This is a genomic window from Allohahella marinimesophila (assembly GCF_039538005.1).
In the GTDB taxonomy this organism is placed as follows: domain Bacteria; phylum Pseudomonadota; class Gammaproteobacteria; order Pseudomonadales; family Oleiphilaceae; genus Allohahella; species Allohahella marinimesophila.
This window is the reverse complement of sequence record NZ_BAABBO010000007.1, coordinates 182616-203211: the sequence shown is the minus strand read 5'-3', so window position 1 is coordinate 203211 and position 20596 is coordinate 182616. Positions and strand designations below refer to the sequence as shown.

General features: G+C 57.5%; 20 protein-coding genes. 13 read left to right on the top strand and 7 right to left on the bottom strand.

The genetic code is table 11. The annotated features are described in order from the left end of the window. Nucleotides 1-6 precede the first annotated feature (6 nt). Nucleotides 7-795 carry a YciI family protein gene (locus ABD735_RS06580; protein WP_344804555.1) on the top strand — a complete coding sequence of 263 codons (789 nt, stop codon included), beginning with the start codon at nucleotides 7-9 and terminating at the stop codon, nucleotides 793-795. A gap of 64 nt (nucleotides 796-859) precedes the next feature. On the opposite strand, the gene ABD735_RS06575 is transcribed toward ABD735_RS06580, so the two are convergent. The 4 genes from ABD735_RS06575 to ABD735_RS06560 form a co-directional block, all read right to left on the bottom strand. Continuing rightward, entirely contained in the window at nucleotides 860-1432 is a 573-nt protein-coding gene (locus ABD735_RS06575; protein ID WP_344804553.1) for a nicotinamide mononucleotide transporter, read from the bottom strand. Continuing rightward, nucleotides 1432-2592 (bottom strand): GGDEF domain-containing protein, encoded by a 1161-nt coding sequence (locus ABD735_RS06570; RefSeq protein ID WP_344804551.1) that lies wholly within the window; start codon nucleotides 2590-2592, stop codon nucleotides 1432-1434. Before ABD735_RS06570 ends, ABD735_RS06575 begins: the two co-directional genes overlap by 1 nt. 78 nt (nucleotides 2593-2670) lie before the next feature. Continuing rightward, on the bottom strand, nucleotides 2671-3219 hold the full coding sequence (locus ABD735_RS06565) for a DUF3253 domain-containing protein (protein WP_344804550.1): 549 nt from the start codon (nucleotides 3217-3219) through the stop codon (nucleotides 2671-2673). Next, entirely contained in the window at nucleotides 3209-3835 is a 627-nt protein-coding gene (locus ABD735_RS06560; RefSeq protein ID WP_344804548.1) for a TetR/AcrR family transcriptional regulator, read from the bottom strand. Before ABD735_RS06560 ends, ABD735_RS06565 begins: the two co-directional genes overlap by 11 nt. Nucleotides 3836-4015: 180 nt before the next feature. Here ABD735_RS06560 and ABD735_RS06555 point away from each other — a divergent pair, with 180 nt between their 5' ends. The 7 genes from ABD735_RS06555 (at nucleotide 4016) to ABD735_RS06525 (ending at nucleotide 13231) form a co-directional block, all read left to right on the top strand. Beyond that, the gene (locus ABD735_RS06555; RefSeq protein WP_344804547.1) at nucleotides 4016-6130 is read left to right on the top strand and encodes a 3-hydroxyacyl-CoA dehydrogenase NAD-binding domain-containing protein; all 2115 of its coding nucleotides are present in this window, start codon (nucleotides 4016-4018) and stop codon (nucleotides 6128-6130) included. Nucleotides 6131-6157: 27 nt separating this feature from the next. Then, nucleotides 6158-7339 carry an acetyl-CoA C-acyltransferase gene (locus tag ABD735_RS06550; RefSeq protein ID WP_344804546.1) on the top strand — a complete coding sequence of 394 codons (1182 nt, stop codon included), beginning with the start codon at nucleotides 6158-6160 and terminating at the stop codon, nucleotides 7337-7339. Between the two features lie 167 nt (nucleotides 7340-7506). Next, nucleotides 7507-9672 carry a TonB-dependent siderophore receptor gene (locus tag ABD735_RS06545; RefSeq protein WP_344804545.1) on the top strand — a complete coding sequence of 722 codons (2166 nt, stop codon included), beginning with the start codon at nucleotides 7507-7509 and terminating at the stop codon, nucleotides 9670-9672. A 168-nt stretch (nucleotides 9673-9840) separates the two neighbouring features. Next, on the top strand, nucleotides 9841-10239 hold the full coding sequence (locus ABD735_RS06540) for a DUF6152 family protein (RefSeq protein WP_344804543.1): 399 nt from the start codon (nucleotides 9841-9843) through the stop codon (nucleotides 10237-10239). Nucleotides 10240-10279: 40 nt separating this feature from the next. After that, nucleotides 10280-10723, top strand: coding sequence for a hypothetical protein (locus tag ABD735_RS06535; protein WP_344804541.1), 444 nt, complete (start codon nucleotides 10280-10282; stop codon nucleotides 10721-10723). A 126-nt stretch (nucleotides 10724-10849) separates the two neighbouring features. Continuing rightward, nucleotides 10850-12037, top strand: coding sequence for an acyl-CoA dehydrogenase family protein (locus tag ABD735_RS06530; protein WP_344804538.1), 1188 nt, complete (start codon nucleotides 10850-10852; stop codon nucleotides 12035-12037). Nucleotides 12038-12082: 45 nt separating this feature from the next. Next, nucleotides 12083-13231, top strand: a complete 1149-nt coding sequence (locus ABD735_RS06525) for an acyl-CoA dehydrogenase family protein (protein ID WP_344804536.1) — start codon at nucleotides 12083-12085, stop codon at nucleotides 13229-13231. 26 nt (nucleotides 13232-13257) lie between these two features. On the opposite strand, the gene ABD735_RS06520 is transcribed toward ABD735_RS06525, so the two are convergent. After that, on the bottom strand, nucleotides 13258-14562 hold the full coding sequence (locus tag ABD735_RS06520; protein WP_344804534.1) for an MFS transporter: 1305 nt from the start codon (nucleotides 14560-14562) through the stop codon (nucleotides 13258-13260). 112 nt (nucleotides 14563-14674) lie between these two features. On the opposite strand from ABD735_RS06520, the gene ABD735_RS06515 reads away from it, so the two are divergent. The 4 genes from ABD735_RS06515 to ABD735_RS06500 all read left to right on the top strand — a co-directional run bounded on the left by ABD735_RS06515 (nucleotide 14675) and on the right by ABD735_RS06500 (nucleotide 17885). Continuing rightward, entirely contained in the window at nucleotides 14675-15037 is a 363-nt protein-coding gene (locus ABD735_RS06515) for a hypothetical protein (protein ID WP_344804532.1), read from the top strand. Nucleotides 15038-15179: 142 nt separating this feature from the next. Then, nucleotides 15180-15818, top strand: coding sequence for a HupE/UreJ family protein (locus ABD735_RS06510; RefSeq protein WP_425548589.1), 639 nt, complete (start codon nucleotides 15180-15182; stop codon nucleotides 15816-15818). A 16-nt stretch (nucleotides 15819-15834) separates the two neighbouring features. Then, a complete protein-coding gene (locus ABD735_RS06505) occupies nucleotides 15835-16545 on the top strand; it encodes a hypothetical protein (RefSeq protein WP_344804528.1) in 711 nt (236 codons plus the stop codon). 167 nt (nucleotides 16546-16712) lie between these two features. Next, nucleotides 16713-17885 carry an endonuclease/exonuclease/phosphatase family protein gene (locus ABD735_RS06500; RefSeq protein ID WP_344804526.1) on the top strand — a complete coding sequence of 391 codons (1173 nt, stop codon included), beginning with the start codon at nucleotides 16713-16715 and terminating at the stop codon, nucleotides 17883-17885. 63 nt (nucleotides 17886-17948) lie between these two features. Here the strand turns inward: ABD735_RS06500 and ABD735_RS06495 are convergent, their stop codons facing one another. Beyond that, nucleotides 17949-18371 (bottom strand): GFA family protein, encoded by a 423-nt coding sequence (locus ABD735_RS06495; RefSeq protein ID WP_344804524.1) that lies wholly within the window; start codon nucleotides 18369-18371, stop codon nucleotides 17949-17951. Then, a complete protein-coding gene (locus ABD735_RS06490; RefSeq protein WP_344804522.1) occupies nucleotides 18364-19059 on the bottom strand; it encodes an LTA synthase family protein in 696 nt (231 codons plus the stop codon). The genes ABD735_RS06495 and ABD735_RS06490 overlap by 8 nt, the downstream gene beginning before the upstream one ends. A 149-nt stretch (nucleotides 19060-19208) precedes the next feature. Between ABD735_RS06490 and ABD735_RS06485 the strand changes: the two genes are divergently transcribed. After that, a complete protein-coding gene (locus tag ABD735_RS06485; RefSeq protein WP_344804520.1) occupies nucleotides 19209-20588 on the top strand; it encodes an MATE family efflux transporter in 1380 nt (459 codons plus the stop codon). Nucleotides 20589-20596 lie beyond the last annotated feature (8 nt).

Sequence of the window (20596 nt, the reverse complement as noted above, 5' to 3'; positions counted from 1 at the left end):
CAGCACATGAAAGTCATGGTTATCGTCAAAGCTACCGCATCATCCGAAGCCGGCGAGATGCCCGATCCGGCGCTCATGGAAGCCATGGGCCAGTACAACGAAGAGCTGGTCAAAGCCGGCATCATGCAGAATGGCGACGGCCTCAAGCCAAGTAAGGAAGGCTTCCGGGTCCGCTTCGATGGCAACAGCCGTGAGGTGAATCGCGGACCATTCTCCGCGACTTCGGAACTGATCGCAGGGTTCTGGATCTGGGAGGTGAAGAATCTGGAAGAGGCTATCGAGTGGGTGAAGCGCTGCCCGAACCCGATGCCTGAGAGCTCGGAGATCGAGATTCGCCCCTTCTATGAGATGTCCGACTTCGCCGACATCCCAGGCGTGGGCGACACCCTCAAGAAAGAGGATGAGATGCGCCAGCAGATCGCCTTGCGCGCAGCACAGACCAACACCTATCTGTTCCTGGGCAACCGCACTGAAGAGGCGCTGAAGTATTACGAGCAGCACCTCGGCGCCGTCATTCACATGATGATGCGATTCAGCGAGTCACCAGACCCGATTCCGGAAGGCGCTATCCCGCCTGGCGCGGAGAACGGGATCATGCACGCGGAGTTTTCTGTGGGCACCACGAAGCTGTTTGCCTCCGATGGCTGCGGTGAGAGTGCCGCCCCGGCAGGCTTCAGCTTGGCCTTTACTGTTGCGACTGCTGAACTGGCACACGCTGCTTTCGATGCCCTGGCTGATGGCGGCGAAGTGACTATGCCTTTGCAACAGGTGTTCTGGTCGCCACTCTATGGTTAGGTGAAGGATCGCTTTGGCCTGAACTGGATGGTGATGGTGGAAGGCGAGCAGTAAAACTGATGCCTTACTTCGCTGGTGACGACTGCCGGTAGCCATAGATCACGAAGCAGAGCGACACCAGTTGCTGCACCATGAGCACTGGTTTGTCCTGCAGGGCCATGAGCGCCGACATGCTGACGTTCATGAGCATGAAGAACAGCCAGCCCTTGGGATTGCCCTTGGCCATCAGATAGCTGCCGAGCAGGAATCCGAGCATTACGCCGATCTCGAGGACCTGTGAGACAGAGGTGATGCCGCCATAAACATACAGGCTGTAGGCGAGTCCGAACACCAGCGAGCCGTAGGTGCAGAAGAACACGAACCAGCCGAAGGCCTTGTGCTCTTTTCTGTGGTCGTGGATGGTGTTGTACAGGCCGAGCAGCATTGCCGGGATACCGCCGGCCTCTATGGATGCCGCGATCCAGTCATCATGCGCGACGAGTATGATGACCCAGGCTGGCACACCGATGATGTAGATGATCCAGCCCAGGATTTTAAGGGTGCGTTTTGTGGAAGCTTCTTGACCTTCGGACACCGAGAAGAGGATCTTGTTGGAGAGATAACAGGCGCCTCCCCAGACCTGCAAGAACAAATCCATTATGCCGCCAGACGGATACAGTTCCGGCCATCGGCCTTCGCCTGATAGAGCGCGCGATCCGCATGACTCACCAGGGTTTGGCTGTCCTCCAGTTCGCCGGGAACTACGCTGTGAACGCCGATACTCACGGTGATGCGCTTGGCGACGCCTGAAGCTGGATGGGGTATATCGAGATCGGCGATATCTTTCGCTATCGCCTCGGCAATGGTGACGCCTTCTGGCCCTGTCGTACCCGGCAACAGAACGGCAAACTCCTCGCCCCCGTAGCAAGCGACCACCTCGCCTTCGCGTCTGGCATATCCTGTGAGCGAAGCGGCAATTCTGCGAAGACAGTCATCGCCAGCGAGATGGCCCAGGGTATCGTTATAGGGCTTGAAGAAGTCCGCATCGATCATCAGCAGGGTGAGCGGCGTGCCGGCGCGTCTGGCGCGCAACCATTCACGGCTGAGGGTTTCGTCGAAGCCGCGGCGATTGGTGACGCCTGTCAGGGCGTCCTGTGTCGACAACTGGTGGAGTTCGTTGGCGAGCTTCTCGGCCTGCTTCTGTGAGGCCTCCAGGTTCAGGCTGTTGATGATACTTTCCTTCAGCACACCGTTTATCCGCCGGACTTGATTCCAGGTAATGATGAAGAACAGCACCATGAGGAGCCCAATGCCCCAGGTTTCGCTTTGATCATTGAGCAGCAGCAGACCGCTGAACGGCAGCAATATGGGTGCAGAGAAACAGATATAGGACAGTAGCGAAGAGGACGTCGAGGCTACGGCGCCTGCGACCAGTCCAGCCGATGTCACGACGACGATCGAAAGCCCCGTGCCGGCGTACTGGATGGTCGTGCTGACGTAGATGCACCAGACACACCAGGCAAGCCCGAGTGATAGCGAGCTCGTCGCGAAAATACTCCGCCACCGGGCCGGGGCCAGGCTTTGTTGCTGCTGTTGATATTGTCGCGTCATCAACCAACGGACCAGCCCGATCGCCAGCAGGAACATCATCCAGGCGGTAATAAAGGCATGGCTGATCTGCTGCCAGAACAGTCCGATGTTGATCGACGCGACGAGCAAATGCCCCGTGATGACGGTCGGGGTCTGCTTTACGAAGCTCGCCAGCAGTTGGCGGTCCAGCTTCTCCTGAAAACTGGCGTCAGTCGACGTAAGCGGCATTCAGCAGCCTTTGCATGATGGGTGGACACATCGCTTCAGCATAGCCGGATAACCGCAGGTTTTCGATGAAGGCTGTTTTTAGTTTTTTGCTGACGGTCTTCTGGCGATTCGAACCGGCCCGCGAGCCGCAGGGCCGACAGACTTGCCCTTCTGCATCACCACCATCTGCTCTTCAGCTGCGAGCTCGAAGGCGAGCTCACGCACTAGTGGCATCAGGTCACGCCAGTTTTCTCCACCAATCACCCGAGCCACGTCTGAAGGACAAATCGAGGATTCGTCATCCCGTCCATTCAGCAAGGCCACCATCACCGCCTCAGCACGCTCGAGATACGCCGCTTCATCCATCTCCAGCCACCACTTCGGCCCCCGCTCGCCCAGCGCCACCTTTGCCGCCTGCACACGCGCGCGGGCCGCAGCGATGCCCTCCTCGTCACCGGCTTTCTTGCCAGCGGCCACGGCCCGGCGGGCAGCCATGAGCTCGTTCACCAGTTGCTGACGGAGGTTCTCGGGAATCTTTGGATCGGTGCAGCGCCAGTGCCTGCCTTTGATGAGCACGTAGCCTTCTTTGGTCGAGGAGCTGTTCTCTGTCATGTCCTCGATACGCTGGAACCGCGTATCAGGCGTCACCCTGCCCCAGCACCACCCTGGCCAGCAGGTCTTCGATGCGTGAAATCGCATCTTCATCACCTTTCTGACCAGTCAACACCACCTGCGACCCAATCGTCGCGACATACAACAGCGTGGACAGATCCCGCACCCGACGCGGATCGCTGCTGATGCGTTGCAGTAGCAGACAATTTTGATCGATACGGGCGGCGTCGACCTCGGCGACCAGATCGGCGACATAGTCATTCCGGCGTGCGAAATCGCGTACGGCTAGCTCGACCTGCAGGCGGCGGATGTTGCGGGAGGCGTCGGTCAGGAGCAACTCGAGAATGCTTTTCAGTTCGGCTTCGACATTGCCTGTACTGTTGACGTCCGGTTTCCAGTACAGCAGCTCATGGAGCCGGCGGTCACGCCAGCGGTTGAGGAAACTGGTCACGAGGTCTTCATGATCCTTGAAGTGCCAGTAGAAACTGCCGCGGGTCACACCCAGTTTTTTCGACAGCGTGAGCACGCGCAGATTGCTGAACCCACCAGACGCGACTTCGCCCGCAGCCGCATCGAGCCAGTTGTCCCTGGTGAGCTGAGGCTTGTCGGTGGCTCTACTGCCACTTCGGGCTACTGGCTTCGGTTCTGTCATGTCTTCAGTGCATCCTATGGGTGTATTCGGGCCGCGATTCTACATAAGCATTGACCGCAGCCACAAACATACATTAGTGTATGGCACCAACATACACCAGTGTATGGCATTTAAAAACACCTTTGTCGGCCAACACCACCCTGTATCTGACTTACTTTCGGTAAGCACGAGGAGCTGCATATGAATACCGCGCACTATGATACCCACGGCAATGTCGCCGTTATCCGGCTGGACAACCCGCCAGTCAACGGCCTGGGCCTGCCACTGCGTCAGGGCATCGTCGATGGCATCAAGAAGGCCGAGGGCGACAGCGCCATCAAGGCCGTCGTGATTATCGGATCGGACCGTGCCTTCTCCGGTGGCGCCGATATCAGCGAATTCGGTACGCCGAAGATGCTGGGCGAGCCGAACCTGCTCACCGTCATCAACTATGTCGAAAGCAGCAGCAAGCCAGTGGTTGCCGCCATCGGTGGAGCCTGCATGGGTGGCGGCCTGGAGCTGGCGCTCGGTTGTCACTACCGCGTCAGCAAGCCTGATGCGCAGATTTCCCTGCCTGAAGTGAAGCTGGGTATCCTGCCAGGTGCTGGCGGAACACAGCGTCTGCCACGGGTGATCGGTGCTGAACACGCCCTGAACATGATCGTTTCCGGTGCCGTGATGCCGGCGAAGATGTTCAACGGCAGCGCACTGTTCGATGAGATGGTCGATGGCGACTTACTCGACGGCGCCCTCTCCTTTGCGCACAAGGTCGTCAGCGAGAACCTGCCGCTGAAGAAGGTCCGCAACCTGAAAGCGAAGCACGCGAACCCAGAAGGCTTCTTCATGTTTGCCCGCAACACTGTTGGGGCTGTGGCGAAAAATTATCCTGCGCCTCTGAAGTGTGTCGATGCCGTTGAAGCCGCCGTGACCAAGCCCTTCGACAAGGGCATGGAGATCGAGCGCGAAGCCTTCGCTCACCTCATCAACACTTCTGAGTCCAAAGCGCTGCGTCATGCCTTCTTTGCAGAGCGTCTGACCAGCAAGATTCCCGATGTGCCGTCTGACACCCCGACCCGCGACATCAAGCAGGTTGGCGTAATCGGCGCTGGCACCATGGGCACCGGCATCAGCATCAACTTCCTCAACGCCGGCATTCCGGTCACCATCGTCGAGATGAAGCAGGACGGTCTGGATCGCGGCATCGCCGCCATTCGCAAGGTCTACGAAGGCCGTGTGAAGAAAGGCAAGATGACACAGGAAAAGGCCGAAGCTGCCATGGCGCTGGTGACACCGTCGCTGACCTATGACGACTTGAAGAATGCAGATCTCGTGATCGAAGCCGTTTACGAAGAAATGGGCGTGAAGGAATCCGTGTTCAAGAAGCTGGATGAAGTCTGCAAACCAGGCGCGATCCTGGCGTCCAACACCTCAACGCTGGATGTCGACAAGATCGCGAGCTTCACCAAGCGTCCACAGGATGTGATCGGCCTGCACTTCTTCAGCCCTGCGAACATCATGCAGCTGCTGGAAGTGATTCGTGGCAAGGAGACCGCCAAGGACGTGATGGCGACCGCCATGAAGCTGGCCAAGACCATTCGCAAGACAGCAGTCGTTTCTGGTGTGTGCGATGGCTTTATCGGCAACCGCATGATCAACCAGTACTCGCGTGAAGCACTGCTGATGCTGCAGGAAGGTGCGACCGTGCAGCAGATCGACAAGGCTATCGAGAAGTTCGGCTTCGCCATGGGCCCGCTGCGTATGGCGGACATGGCTGGTGGCGATATCGGCTTCGCCATTCGCAAGCGCCAGTATGCTGAAAACCCGAACATGAAGAAGATGGTGGTCGCGGATCGTCTCGGCGAGATGGGACGCTTCGGCCAGAAGACCGGCTCAGGTTTCTATCGCTATGAGCCAGGCAATCGCAATGCCCTGCACGATCCTGAAGTGGACAAGGTGGTCGATGAGGTCCGCAAGGAACTTGGCATCACCCCGCGCAAGATCAGCTCTCAGGAAATCGTCGAGCGCTGCGTGTATGCGCTGGTCAACGAGGGTGCACGCATTCTTGAAGAAGGCATCGCACAGCGCGCGTCGGATATCGACATGGTGTATCTCACCGGTTATGGCTTCCCCGTTTATCGTGGTGGCCCGATGCATTACGCCGAGGAAGTGGGTTTGTTGAACGTCGTCCGTGCCATGGAAACCTTTGCGCAGAATCCAGACGCAGAACCCGGTTTCTGGGAGCCTGCGGAGCTGCTGAAGAAATGCGCAGCCGAAGGCAAGCGCTTCGACGAATACGCCACTTCAAAGAATCAGTAAGGCCTACGCGCCACCAGGAGAATTGTTATGTCCAATGATGTCGTCATTGTATCCACTGCCCGTACCCCGCTTGCCAAGTCATGGCGCGGCGGCCTCAACATGACCCACGGTGCCACATTGGCCGGTCATGCCATTCAGCACGCGGTCGAGCGCTCAGGTGTCGACCCCGCTGAGATCGAAGACGTGATGATGGGCTGCGGCCTGCCAGAGGGCTCATGCGGTAACGATGTGGCGCGTATGGGTGCCATGCGTGCCGGCCTGCCAGTGTCCGTCAGCGGTGTGACTATCAACCGTTTTTGTTCATCGGGCCTCCAGGCCATTGCCATGGCGGCGCATCACATTGCGGTCGACAAAGTGCCAGTGATGGTCGCGGGCGGTGTTGAATCCATTTCAACCGTGCAGGCCACCGTGAACCAGAATTACATGATGGAGCCTTGGCTGGCCGAGCATAAGCCTGCGCTCTACTGGTCGATGCTGCAGACAGCAGAGACCGTGGCCAAGCGTTACGAGATCCGCAAGGAAGACATGGACGAGTACGGCGTGCGCAGCCAGCAGCTCGCGGCCCAGTCGCAGAAGGATGGCAAGTTCAAGGATGAGATCGCGCCGATTACCACCATCATGGGTGTAGCCGACAAGGCGACTGGTCAGCTGTCTTCCAAGGAAGTCACGCTGTCACAGGATGAAGGCATTCGTCCTGATACCACGCTCGAAGGTGTCTCCGGCATCCGTTCAGCGGTTGAAGGCGGTGTGGTCACGGCGGGTAACGCCAGCCAGTTTTCAGACGGCGCCTCGGCCTGTGTTCTTATGGATGGCAAGCTGGCTGAACAGCGTGGCGTGAAGCCACTCGGCATCTTCCGTGGCTTTGCGGTCGCTGGTTGTGAGCCTGACGAGATGGGTATCGGCCCTGTATTCGCTGTGCCCAAGCTGCTCAAGCGCCACGGCCTGACCGTTGATGATATCGGCCTGTGGGAGCTGAACGAAGCCTTCGCCGTGCAGGTGCTCTACTGCCAGCGCAAGCTGGGTATCCCGCTCGAGCGCATGAACGTCAACGGCGGCGCTATCGCCATTGGCCACCCCTACGGCACCACCGGCTCACGTCTGGTTGGCCATGCCCTCATCGAAGGCAAGCGCCGTGGTGTGAAGTATGTGGTCGTCACCATGTGTGTCGGCACCGGTATGGGTGCGGCTGGTCTGTTCGAAGTCGCCTGATCTGAGGCTGCGTGGCGGGTGATCCGTCTCTCGCCACGCAGCTGTATTACCCCCACCTTACTTCAGATGTGCAAATGGTAATGATAATGGTTATCATTGCGTTTCTTAGCGGTTCAGGGTCTCGACCTTGAACGATTTGAACGCCACACCATCTGGACACATCTGCAATGCAATTTCGCCTCACTCAAACGGCGTTTGCCGTAAAAACTCTCGTTTCGTCAGGTTTATTGGCCTTCACAGCCACTGGTGCTTCGGTCGCTGTTGCCGACGATACCATGGTGTTGCCCTCGATCTCCGTCACAGCCACGGGGGAAGTTGACGCTGCCAGTAACGACGGCTATGTCCCACAAAGCGGCGGTGTCTCCACCAAGACTGACATTCCGCTTGCCGAAACTTCCCAGTCACTGACCGTCGTCACCGACGAACAACTGGAAGACAGGAACACGCAGACCCTAACTGGTGCAGTCGCCTATTCTCCTGGTATTTACATTCAGGATCGTGCCAGTGCGTCGGTCATCGACTCATTCAGTATCGACATCCGTGGCTTCTCGGCAGCAGAAGCCACCTTTCGGGATGGCACTCAGATTCAGGCCGGAATGCCTTACGACAGCCCCACCGAAGTCTATGGTCTTGAAGCCATCGAAGTACTACGTGGCCCGGCTTCCGTACTCTACGGTCAGGGTCAGCCTGGCGGCGTGATCAACCTGGTGACCAAGACACCAACTGCAGATCCATTCGCGGAAATCGGCCTCGAATATGGCAGCCACGATCACAAGCAGATCAAGGGCGATATCAGCGACAGCCTGAATGCCAGCAAAACGCTGCGATACCGGCTGACAGGTCTGTTTCAGGATGCGGATACCTTCATTGACCACGTCAATGACGACCGAATCTACTTCGCGCCAGCGCTCACCTGGGACATCGGTACGAGCACAAGCATCACCTTCCTGGGGCAGTACCAGAAGAACGAAACCCGCTATCCCTGGACGGCCTTCCCTCGCCTGGGCACCAAAGAGCCCAGCCAGTTTGGTCGAATTCCGGACAGCCGCTACATTGGCGAGCCTTCATTCGACGGCTATGACGCCACCGAATTCTCGCTTGGTTACATCTTCGAGCATGAGTTTTCCGAGGTGCTGGCGGTCAGGCAGAACCTCCGCTACAGGGACATCGAATACGATGTACTCGATACCTTCAGGGACTATTTCGCGCCCTATCTTCAGGAAGATGGCCGCACGATAAACCGTTATAACCGTGCGCGCTACGACGAAGGCACGACACTGACTGTCGATAACCAGCTCACCTACGACTGGCAGCTTGGCCAGACCGAGAGTACAAGCCTGGTCGGCCTGGATTACAAGACGCTGACTTATGACAGCCGTAATAGCGGTTTCGACCCGATGGACAAGCCACTGGATCTGTATGCCCCTGTCTATGGTGGGCCGTTCCAGACGCCGACGGAGTTCAACACCACAAAAACCGAAGCTGATCAACTGGGGTTTTATGCTCAGAATCATCTGAAATTTGCCGATCGCTGGGCGACGACCATCGGCGTACGGCATGATCGGGTTGAAGAGAAGTCTGGCGACGATAGCGAAGATCAGTCAGCGACGACCTACCGGGCAGGCGTCGTCTACCTTGGTGATCATGGCTTGTCGCCCTACGTGAATTATTCCGAGGCCTTCAGTCCACAGTATGGCAGCGACGAAGTCACTGGAAAATCCTACGAGCCCATCAAAGGCAAGCAGTACGAGCTCGGTCTCCGCTGGCAACCGGAGAACCATGGCCTGCTGGCCAGCGCCGCGGTGTTCCGGATCGACCGCGAAAATGAACTGGCCACAAACCCCGCTAACGACGCCAGCAGCATCCAGATCGGTGAGACCCGCTCCCAGGGCGCTGAACTCAGCCTGTCTGCCGAACATGAGAGTGGCCTCAAGGGTCTCGTCAGCTACACCTACCAGGACGTCGAAGTCGTCGAAGCCGGCGGCGTGGGTGCGACCAACGGTAAGCAGTTGACCAACAAGCCGCAGCATCTCGCCAGCGCCTGGCTCGACTACACGGTACTCTCAGGCAGCTTGCGTGGGCTCGGCGGTGGTGCAGGCCTGCGGTACACCGGCACCTCATATGCTGATGCAAACAACACGCTGAAATATCCGTCGTCGTTGGCTACGGACGTGAGCATTCGCTACCAGATCGGCCAGACCCTGCTTCAGCTGAGTGCGCAGAATGTGTTTGATGAGCAGGAGATCTACTGCTCTGGCACCTTGCCTACTTCAACCTGTGATTACGGCGTACCCCGCTCAGTCACTGCCAGCATCGTTCAGAGACTGTACTGAACAGAAGGCCCGGATTGAGCACCTGGAACTTTGCCTGTCGATAGTGGCAGGCAAAAATCTGCTGCCGATCGCGCTGATAGTCCTTCCAACGACGTATCAAGAGTCAGTGGTCATTTCACCATACAGATTACGACCGTCATTCTTGAATCGACAATCGGGAGATCTCTCATGACACGCTCGGTAGCAGTCCTCATTCGCACTCACATCGGCACAAGGGCATGGCTGGCCATCCTGCTGTGCTGCCTGACCGCCAGCGCTGCTGCCCATCATGGCTGGCGCTGGGCCACCGATGAGGAATTCGAGCTCAGTGGCACCGTGAAGGAAGCCCGGCTTGGCAATCCGCACGGCGAGCTCAAGGTAGATGCTGATGGCGATCTCTGGACCGTTGAGGTTGGGCAGCCCTGGCGCCACGAACGAGTTGACCTCAAGGATGACATGCTCAAGCCCGGTACCGAATTGACCATCCACGGGCATCGTTCTGCAGAGGCTGGCGAACTCCTGATGAAAGCCGAGCGCCTTGTGATCGATGGCAAAGACTACAACCTCTATCCAGACAGGAAGTCCTGAGTCTCACCGGCATGAATCAGCCAGGTGACAAAGGCGCGCTGTGAGCATTCTGGCCTGGCTTGAAGCCAGCGGGCCGGCCCGCATTCTGGCGCAGTCGGAGTGGCTGTATCCACTTGTCAATGCTGGACACATCGTCGGCATTGCACTGCTGGTTGGCACAGTGGCAGCGCTGGATATGAGGATTCTTGGCTGGCTGGGTCGATCAATTGCCATAGCGGATGTCGAGCGCCTGCTGAGACCCTTAGCACTGATCGGTCTTGGCCTCGTAATAGTCACTGGCTTGAGCCTCTTCTCGGTGCAGGCCACAAGCTACGCAGAGTCCACAGTCTTTCGCATCAAGCTGCTATTGATCGCCGTCGCCGGTCTCAATGCTGCGCTTTATCAGACGACCACCCACCGCCTCTGGCATCAGATCATGGCCGCACTATCACTATTGCTGTGGTTGGCCGTCATCACAATGGGTCGGCTTATCGGCTTTCGCTAAACCTCTGCTTGACCGCCTTAGTCAACATACAGTAGTGTATGGATCAGACAATACACATGTGTATGGATAGGTCAGTCAAGCCCCTGCCTGTTCGTCCACATGAACCCGCTACGTAGAGGAATCAGCATGAATCTGAACTACACAGCCGAACAGGAGGCTTTCCGGGCGGAGGTCCGTCAGTTCCTGCACGACAATCTGCCAGAAGACATCCGGCTGCGGACTGAAAAGCGTCTGCGACCAGACAAGGCCACAACCCAACGCTGGCAGAAGATCCTCAGCGACAAGGGCTGGGGCGCTTCGAACTGGCCAAAGGAATACGGCGGCACGGGTTGGGATGCAATCGAACAGCTGATTTTCGAAGAGGAATGCGCCGCCGCTGGTGCACCTCGTCAGCTGGATTTTGGTTTGCGCATGGTGGCTCCGGTCATCATGTCCTTCGCTACCGAAGAGCAGAAACAGCGTTTCCTGCCTGGCATACTCACCGGTGAGGACTGGTGGTGTCAGGGTTATTCCGAGCCTGGCGCCGGTTCCGACCTCGCCTCGCTGCGTACGAGCGCCAAGCGTGATGGAGACAAGTACATCGTCAACGGTCAGAAGACCTGGACCACTCTGGGCCAGCACGCCGACTGGATCTTCTGTCTGGTTCGCACCAGCACCGAAGGCAAGCCGCAGCAGGGCATCTCCTTCCTCCTGATAGACATGAAGACGCCAGGCGTGACCGTTCGGCCAATCATCATGCTCGATGGTGAGCACGAGGTGAACGAGGTCTACTTCGATAACGTCGAAGTCCCCGTCGAGAACCTGATTGGTGAAGAAAATAGAGGCTGGACCTACGCCAAGTTCCTGCTCGGCCATGAGCGAACTGGTCTTGCCAACGTCGGCCAGTGGAAGGCGATGATGACTCGCCTGAAACAGGTCGCCCGAGAGACGAAAGATGGCCAGCAGCCACTGATCGAGAATACACGGTTCCGTGATCGTCTGGCCCAGCTCGATATCGAACTGAAGGCGCTGGAACTCACTGTGCTGCGTGTATTGACCGACGAAAAAGGCCCTGGTCCGCAGGCCTCGATCCTCAAGGTGCGTGGCACCGAAATCGGCCAGAACATGTTCGAGCTATTGATGGAAGCGATGGGTACAGACGCCATCGCGCACATTCCTGACGCGCTGGAACTTGACTACGAAGGCGCACGTGTGGGCTCCGAACATGCCACACCGGCCACCGGCGACTACCTCAACATGCGCAAGCTGTCGATCTTCGGTGGGTCAAACGAGATTCAGCGCAACATCATCGCACAGATGGTGCTTGGCCTGTAACCAGACTGCTCACAAGTTAAAAGTCGGTCTCTAAAGGAGCCTCTTATGAATTTCAATCTGATAGAAGAACAGCAAATGCTGCAGGACTCGCTGCGGCGCTTCCTGACCAATGAATACACCTTCGAGAAGCGTGGCAGGACCATCGAGTCCGGCAAGGGACTCGACCCTGCAGCCTGGCAGGCCTTCGCTGAAATGGGCCTGCTCGGCTTCACTTTTCCTGAAGAGCATGACGGTCTTGGTGGTGATGCTGTCGATACGATGCTGGTGATGGAAACCTTCGGTCGCGCCCTTGTGGTGGAGCCTTACCTGGCGACAGTCGTGTTGGGCGGCGGTCTGATTCGTGATGCCGGTACCGAGGCACAGAAGGCGACGATATTGCCGAAGATCACTGCGGGTGAGCACTTCATGGCTTTTGCGCATAGCGAGCCTGGGGCGCGGTACAACCTGAGCCTGGTGACTACCTCTGCCGACAAGGATGGTGAGGGCTTCGTCCTCAACGGCAAGAAAACCGCTGTACTGAATGGCGCACAGGCCAACCAGCTGATCGTCTCCGCGCGCACCGATGGCAAGACCTCGGACGAGCGCGGCATCTCGCTCTTTCTGGTAGACGCTGAAATCGCAGGCCTGAAGATCGATGATTTCGCTACCCATGATGGTCAACGCACGGCTGAGCTTACGCTCGACAATGTACGCGTGGGCGCAGATGCGCTGATCGGCGAAGCCGGCGCTGCCCTGCCCCTGATCGAGAAAGCCACTGACCTGGCGATTGCGGCACTCTGTGCTGAAGCGGTCGGCGCGATGGAAGCCCTCAACGCTGCGACACTGGAATACCTCAAGACGCGCAAGCAGTTCGGCGTGCCCATCGGCAAGTTCCAGGTGCTGCAGCACCGCATGGCGGACATGTTCATGGCGACTGAAGAAGCGAAGTCGATGGCCATTCTGGCGGCGAGCGAAGCGGACTCAGACGACCGCGAAAGCCGCCGTCGAGCCGTCTCCATGGCCAAGACCATGGTCGGCCAGTGCGCCCGCAAGGTCGGTCAGAGCGCCGTGCAGTTGCATGGTGGCATGGGCGTGACTGAGGAAATGTTCGCAGCGCACCTGTTCAAGCGCCTGACCATGATCAATCTGCAGTTTGGTGACGCGAGTTACCATCTGGGGCTGGTGAGCGATCAGTTACTCGAAGGGGCTGCATGAAAGCGTATGCGTAAATCGGCCGCCTTCTACTCCGGCCATTTCGGGTGCAGGCTGTCGATAATATAGGGGTGAACATGCTGTCGACCAGACCGTGCCATATGCGGATGGTTGTCAGCGAGTTCGTCATGCCGATGGGGAAGCTCTGCCGGATCGTCCGCCGGCCAGAGTCTTATAGTCGGTATCATGGCCAGGCCTGCCAGCACGGCGAGTACCACCAGGGTCGTCGGCATACCGGCCATTGACCCCAGCCACCCGGCCAGCGGATAGGCCACCAGCCACCCTGCGTGAGACAGGGAAAACTGGGCGGCAAACAGGGCTGGCCGGTCTTCCCCATGAGACGAGCGGATCAGTAGCCTGCCAACGGGGGTTTGTGCGGCCGAGAAGCCCACGCCAAGCCAGGCCCAGACCACAAGTAGCCATCCCAGACTCTCTACCGGCAGTGCGAACAGCAATCCGCTAATCAACATACCAGCCCCGGTCAACATGACCTGACGATCCTGAAATCGCTTGAGCAAAGCTGGCAGTGCCAATGCCGCCAGCATCGACCCGCCACCAAAGGCTGCGAAGGCCATGGCCGTATGCTGATCGGTCAGACCAAAATTGCCTTGTACCAGCACCACCGTATTCACGATGACCATTGCGCCCGCCAGGCTGACCACCAGATTCAGGGCCATGAGTCCGCGCAGACGCGGTGTAGCCATAAAGATCCTGAAGCCGCGCCAGGTACGCTCATGAATGCTTCGACGCCTCTCCGATTTGGCACCGACCGGGATCGCCACCGACACCACGAGCAAGGCCGATGCCACGAAACCGATCACCGTACCCGAGAACAGCCCCTGCCAGCTGGTGGCCAGCAACAGGAGGGCCGCAAGCGCCGGGCTGATCAGGTTTTCAAGATCATAGGCCAGCCGCGAAAGTGATAGCGCTTTGGTGTAGTCGTCTTCGTTCGGCAGCGTATCCGGAATCGTGGACTGGAAGGTGGGCGTAAACGCAGCCGAAGCAGACTGAAGCACCGCGATCAACACATACACTTCCCACACTTCTGTGACGAAGGGCAAGGCTAGCGCCGTCGCCCCGCGCACAAGATCGAGGGTAACGAGCGTCACCCGACGCGGAATGCGCTCGGCGACTGCGGCAGCCAGTGGCGCAATGAGCACATAGGCCACCATTTTGATCGCCATCGCCGTGCCCATGATTTGCCCCGCATCACTACCAGCGATATCGAAGGCCATGAGACTGAGGGCGACGGTAGCAAGACCGGTACCCAGCAAGGCGACTACCTGCGCAAGGAACAGATGCCGATAAGTACGGTGTCTCAGGATCTCAAACATGGTTTAGCCCGGGTACTAACCGATCCTGATCAATTCCTGCTTTCAACTCGTATCTCCCATTCGAACTTGTTACCCTCACCCCATTCGATCTACGAGCCATTAGCTAATATCTATGATGATCGCCATCAATAATAGACAGCTGCTGCCGATTCTTGTCATGCTGCTCGCGCTGACAGGACTGGCGCTGTCGATGATTGGCGAAGCATCCTCCCATGGCGTTGCTGCAGTGGCCGAACTGCCGGTCGGCGACCACGATAGGCACTCTCACGGCCATGATGATGTCGACGAAGAGCCAACCGGTCACGTTCATCACGACTCAGGTAACCACACGCACGACACCATTCACCATCTGACCATACGCCTGCTCAGTAGATTGTCGACCGCCTATCAGCAGCCGACCCCCTACACTGGCGATCCGCCCCGCTCTGTTCGAACCCGCCTCGACCGACCTCCGAAGACTGCTCCGACTGTTTGAATCACGCTGCATTGCAGCTATCTGAATCAAAACTTTTGGAGTCATCATGTTGTCAACTTTGTTTGACGGCTGTTGTCGGGCGCGTACAGCGACCCGCAGCTACCGTCTCGTCTGGATTTTCCTTGTCATTGGTTTGCTCGGCATGAGCGCCGAGGTATTCGCCCATGCGGTTGCCGAGGGCGACAAGGGCTACATCCAGGAAATCACCGGCGTCAATCTCATCGCGTTCACCTACCTGGGCGCCAAGCACATGGTCACCGGTTACGACCATCTGCTGTTCCTGCTAGGGGTGATCTTTTTCCTTTACCGGATGCAACACATCGCCATTTACGTCAGCCTTTTTGCGCTGGGGCATTCGACCACGATGCTGTTGCGCGTGTACTTCAACGTCGGTATCAACAGCTTCATCATCGATGCCATCATCGGCCTCTCGGTGGTCTACAAGGCATTGGATAACCTTGGCGCCTACCAACGCTGGTTTGGTTTTCAGCCGAACACGAAGGTCGCCACGCTTATCTTCGGGTTCTTCCACGGCTTTGGTCTGTCCACGAAAATCAACGAGTACGACATCTCGCCGGACGGCCTGGTACCCAACCTGCTCGCATTCAACGTTGGCGTTGAAATTGGCCAGCTCATCGCACTGGCGATGATTCTGATCGTCATGAGTTTCTGGCGGAAGACCGATGGTTTCATTCGTCATGCCTACACCGCCAATGTGGCCTTGATGAGCGCAGGCTTCCTGCTCATCGGCTATCAGCTCACCGGCTATTTCATCGCATAGATTCTGGAGATTTTTCATGTATAACACCGAAATACCTGCTAAAAACGAACTACCCAGTTCTGCAAAATTGATCCGTTCCACCATCATTGCTGCCATCGTAGCGGCCGTGCTGCTGGTGACTGTCGTGATGCCGGCCGAGTATGGGCTGGATCCCACAGGCGCGGGTCGCGTGCTCGGCCTGAAAGAAATGGGTGAAATCAAGGAGCAGCTCGCCCATGAAGCTGAGGCTGATGAAGCGGCTTTGGCAACATCAATGTCGTCTTCGAGTGAGGAGACAGTAACAGAGCCTACTGCTGCGCCTGCTGCCGAAATCGCTGCAGCCCCAGCTGAGACGGCCCCTGATTCCAGCGAACCCGCTGCTGCGGCCGGACCTGAAGCTGAAGCTGAAGCGCCAGCACCGGTAGCCGAAGCCAAATGGGAGGACGAAGTGCGCTTCGTACTGACGCCGGGTGAAGGGACCGAGTACAAGCTGACGATGGAAAAAGATGCAGTGGCCCGTTATTCGTGGGAAACCGAAGGCGGTCCCCTGAACTTCGACACCCATGGTGACGGCAGTGGCCAGTCGATTTCATACGAAAAAGGTCGAGGCGTCTCGGCAGATGAAGGCGAGCTGACGGCGTCCTTCACTGGCAATCACGGCTGGTTTTTCCGCAACCGAAACGACAATGACGTTACGGTTGTCCTCCGTACAGATGGAGATTACGGCGAGCTTAAAAAGGCCATGTAAAGGAATGGCTGCCTGAGGGCAGCTGCTTTGGCTCGAGGTGCTTGCAAGGACCGCCTCGAGCCTGAGCACTTGTGACACAGATCACAGTTTCTACCGCTTGCGCTCCTCGAAGATATTGGCTTGTGTAGACTCGTCCTCACCATAACAACAAGACGAGTACAGCTACTATGGAAGACCTCAAGCAAACAACCCTCCCACTTATTGCAGCGCTAGTTCTCACCGCACCCTTCAGCTACGCCGGCACCGATAAGCTCACCGTCATGACTCGCAACGTCTATCTTGGCGCTGACATCTTCAAGGTGGTGGAGGCGGCAATGACAGATCCCACTACGGTTCCGCTCGCCGTCACCGCAGCTTTCCAGGAAGTCCAGCAGACGGATTTTACCGAGCGCGCCGAAGCGCTGGCAGTCGAGATAAAGCGATATCGGCCGGATGCCATTGGTCTGCAAGAGGTTTCGATTTTTTACACGCAGACACCGAGCGACTTCGGCTATGCCGCGCAGGGCTACCCGGAACGCGCTGCTGATACCGTTTACATCGACTATCTCTCAGTGCTTCAGGCTGCGCTCGAAGCACGTGGCCTGCACTATACGGTCGCCGCCTCTGTCACTAACGCGGACATCGAAGTCCCCATGGTCACCGGCGTATCCGACAGCGGCCCATTGCTGAGCGATTTGCGTATGGTCGACCATGACGTGATCCTGGTCAGCAGAAAAACAATGGCGTCAAACCCGCTCACCGGCAACTACACCTACAACGCGGCAGTCGATGTGGCCGGCTCCAGCCTCGAATTCACCCGAGGCTATGCTGCAGTCGATATCACTGTGAAAGGCGACACTTACCGATTCGTGAATACCCATCTCGAAACTGGAGGATCAGAGCCGTTCAAATCACTGCAGGCCGTCCAGATGACCGAGCTGCTCGGTATCATGGACATGACAAATACCAATGGGATCCCCACGATTCTGGTCGGAGACTTCAACAGCGCGCCAGGTGAGGACGCTTTCGTTTCAGCCTCAGGCATACCCGGCCTCGATGGCCTGGCCCTTGTACCGCCGTATCTGCAGGCCGTGGCCAGCGGCTACGCCGACGCCTGGCTTGAACAGAAGCGGCCGGGCGCTGGTCTGACCTGCTGTTTCAGTTCGACGGTCAACGGCCCGGATTCTGAACTGTCGGAACGGATCGACCACATCTTCCTCGCTGCGCCGGAGCGAACGCGCGTGAAGGTTCAGGCCAAAGTGGTGGGCGACGATGTGTTCGACATGACGCCGGGTGGTCTCTGGCCGTCAGACCATGCCGGTGTCGTCGCTCGCATCATGCTCAAGAGCAGAGGTCGCTAGATAAGGCGCCCCCACAGGGGGATCGTGACCTACGAGATCGCGGGCAGAACTCACTGCACGCCATCACTGGTCAGACTTGAGATGAGCTCTGTCAGACGAATGGTTGATACCATCGGTCGTCGGAATATCGTCAAGCTCGAACGGGCGAACGCCTTTGAGACAGGCAATATTCACGGCGAAGAGCTGCGGGTTCGACCGCCGCTGATGGTGAGTGTAGATACCACAATTCGAACAGAAATAGTGCTTCGCCACTTTGGTATTGAACTGATAAAGCGTCAGCACATCCTCGCCTTTGGTGATCCTGAAGTCTTCGAGCGGCACCGAGGTCACGATTGCACCGCGTCGACTACATATCGAGCAATTACAGCGGCTCAGATCTTTCAGGCCATCTGGCAGATTAACTTCGAACTGCACAAGACCACAGTGGCAGCTCCCTTTGAGCGTTGGTTTGAATAGTGGAACATGCTTCGGGTCAGAATCAGTCATCTATTCCTCCTTGATAGACATGGGCCCGCACGATGGCTATGACATAACCGATTATCAAAAAGGGTGCCGACATGAATGAAAATATCGCCAGCAATGTCACTATCTGATAAGCGATATCGTTCGGTGAGCGATCGTCAGGATTGATACCTGACATCAGATTGAAGACTACGTGCTCGAGATTCAGGAGTGCGAGCGAAATGACGATCAAGGTGATAGGCAATAGCGAGGCGACGACAATTGTCAGCCCTGAGAGCCGAGCGATGACTTTCAAAAACCAGAAGAGCAGCGCTACACGCCAGAACGCGACAATCCCAAGAAACCACGCGTTTGCGGCCTGTGCGATATCCGGCGCCAAAAAGCGTTCAACCGGAATGGCATAGAGGATGGCTGGAGGCGAGGTCAAGGTGACGAAGATCAACACGCTTCGGTAGGACCAGCGCACCGGTTTCAGAGGCTTGATCAGCACCCAGAGAATCAGCGCGAGCACAAAAACATAGGCTACTGATCCCAGCCCCAGATACTGCCAGAGTTCTGCTTTCGGGTTGTCCCAGTAGCGACCGACGCCTGCCAGCCAGGAGCAAATCAGCCCGAAGGCAAGATAAGCGGGCCAGTGTCGAGCGATGTCAACAGAGGGTTGCCGAAAGGTCAGAACGCGTGCGCAATCTCTAATTATTGAAATAAGTATCATGCACTTGTTTAAAACCAGTTTGTGAATGAATGCCCTGGATCAATCCGAATTTGCACCTTGCCCCTCATCATGCGAATGAATATCATTCCCATTCGATTTAAGCGCTGGCTCTTCTCCGCGCGCCACTCGCCCAAGACAGGGACTTTCCGGTGACTTCAAGCCCCAGCGACAGCCGAGCACTCGGTGGTCCGATTCTCTCGACCTTTTTCTACTTTGTCATCCCCTCGATTGTGGGACTGTTAGCCATTACAACTGCCAGCATCGTCGATGGCATCTTCGTTGGCAATTATGTTGGCGCGGAGGCACTGGCTGCCGTCACCTTGATGATCCCTTTTTTCACGCTGTTGTTTGGCCTGGCGCTGATGCTTGCTGTCGGCGGCTCCGTCCGTGCTGGCAAATATTTCGGTGAGGACGACAACGAGGCGGCTTCAGCCATATTCAGTAAATGTCTGATCGCAATCGTGGCTTTCGGTATCAGTCTGACATCAGTCAGCCTCCTGTTCGAAGAACAGATTTTCACCTTGCTCGGGGCGCCGCCGGAACTCTTCGCGCTGATGAGCCCCTACTTCCGCATTGTCGCCGTGGCGATGCCGATCCAGTTGGCCAGCGTAGTCCTCTACTACTTCATCCGGGCGGAGGGTCGACCAGTGCATGCCACCAGTGCACTGGTGACCGGATCGCTGGCGAACATCATGCTCAACGCCCTGTTCGTCGCCTACCTCGGCTACGGACTTGCGGGGGCTGCCTGGGCAACTTTGCTCGCCCAAAGCATCCAGCTAGCGGTGATGCTGGCTTATTTCACGGTTCCGGTGCGGCGTTTGCGATTCCAGTTCGTCCGTCACGGCTGGCGTGAACTCGGCAGTGCCGCCTATAACGGCGTTTCGGAATTCATCAATGAGATTTCGGCCGGTCTGGTCATCCTGCTCATCAACTGGTTGATGATGCTGAAGCTGGGTGTCGATGGTGTCGCTGCTTTCACGGTGGTGAACTACCTGATCTTTCTGAGCATGATGGTGTTTTATGGCATTGCCGACGCGATGCACCTGCTGGTCAGCCAGAACTATGGCGCGGGCAAGCTGCAAAGAATCAGACGCTTCATGATGGCCGGGCTCTGCGCCATCCTCCTGCTGAGCGGACTACTGATCAGCCTGCTGTTCACCGCCGGAGACCTGTTGGTTGATATGTTCCTGGAAGACTCTGCAGTCGCGGCGGCTGAACTGGCGAGATCCTTCTTTTTCATTCTCTGGCCGCTGTTCCCGGTCAACGGGGTCAATGTGCTGATCTCTGCCTATCTCACGGCCATGCACCTGCCACTGGCGTCCGCGACGGTCGCCTTTTCGCGCAGCCTCGTGCTGCCGATTACGCTCCTGCTCTGCTTCTACTGGTGGCTACCAGACCAGCCGATACTGCTGGCACTGCCAGTAGCCGAGTGGCTCACCTTCCTGCTCGCTGGCGCCCTGTATCTGCGCTTCCGGCCACGCCGCCTAGTCCCGGTCAAACCAGCACCTGCCTTGGCCGAAGCGGCATAAGCCACTGT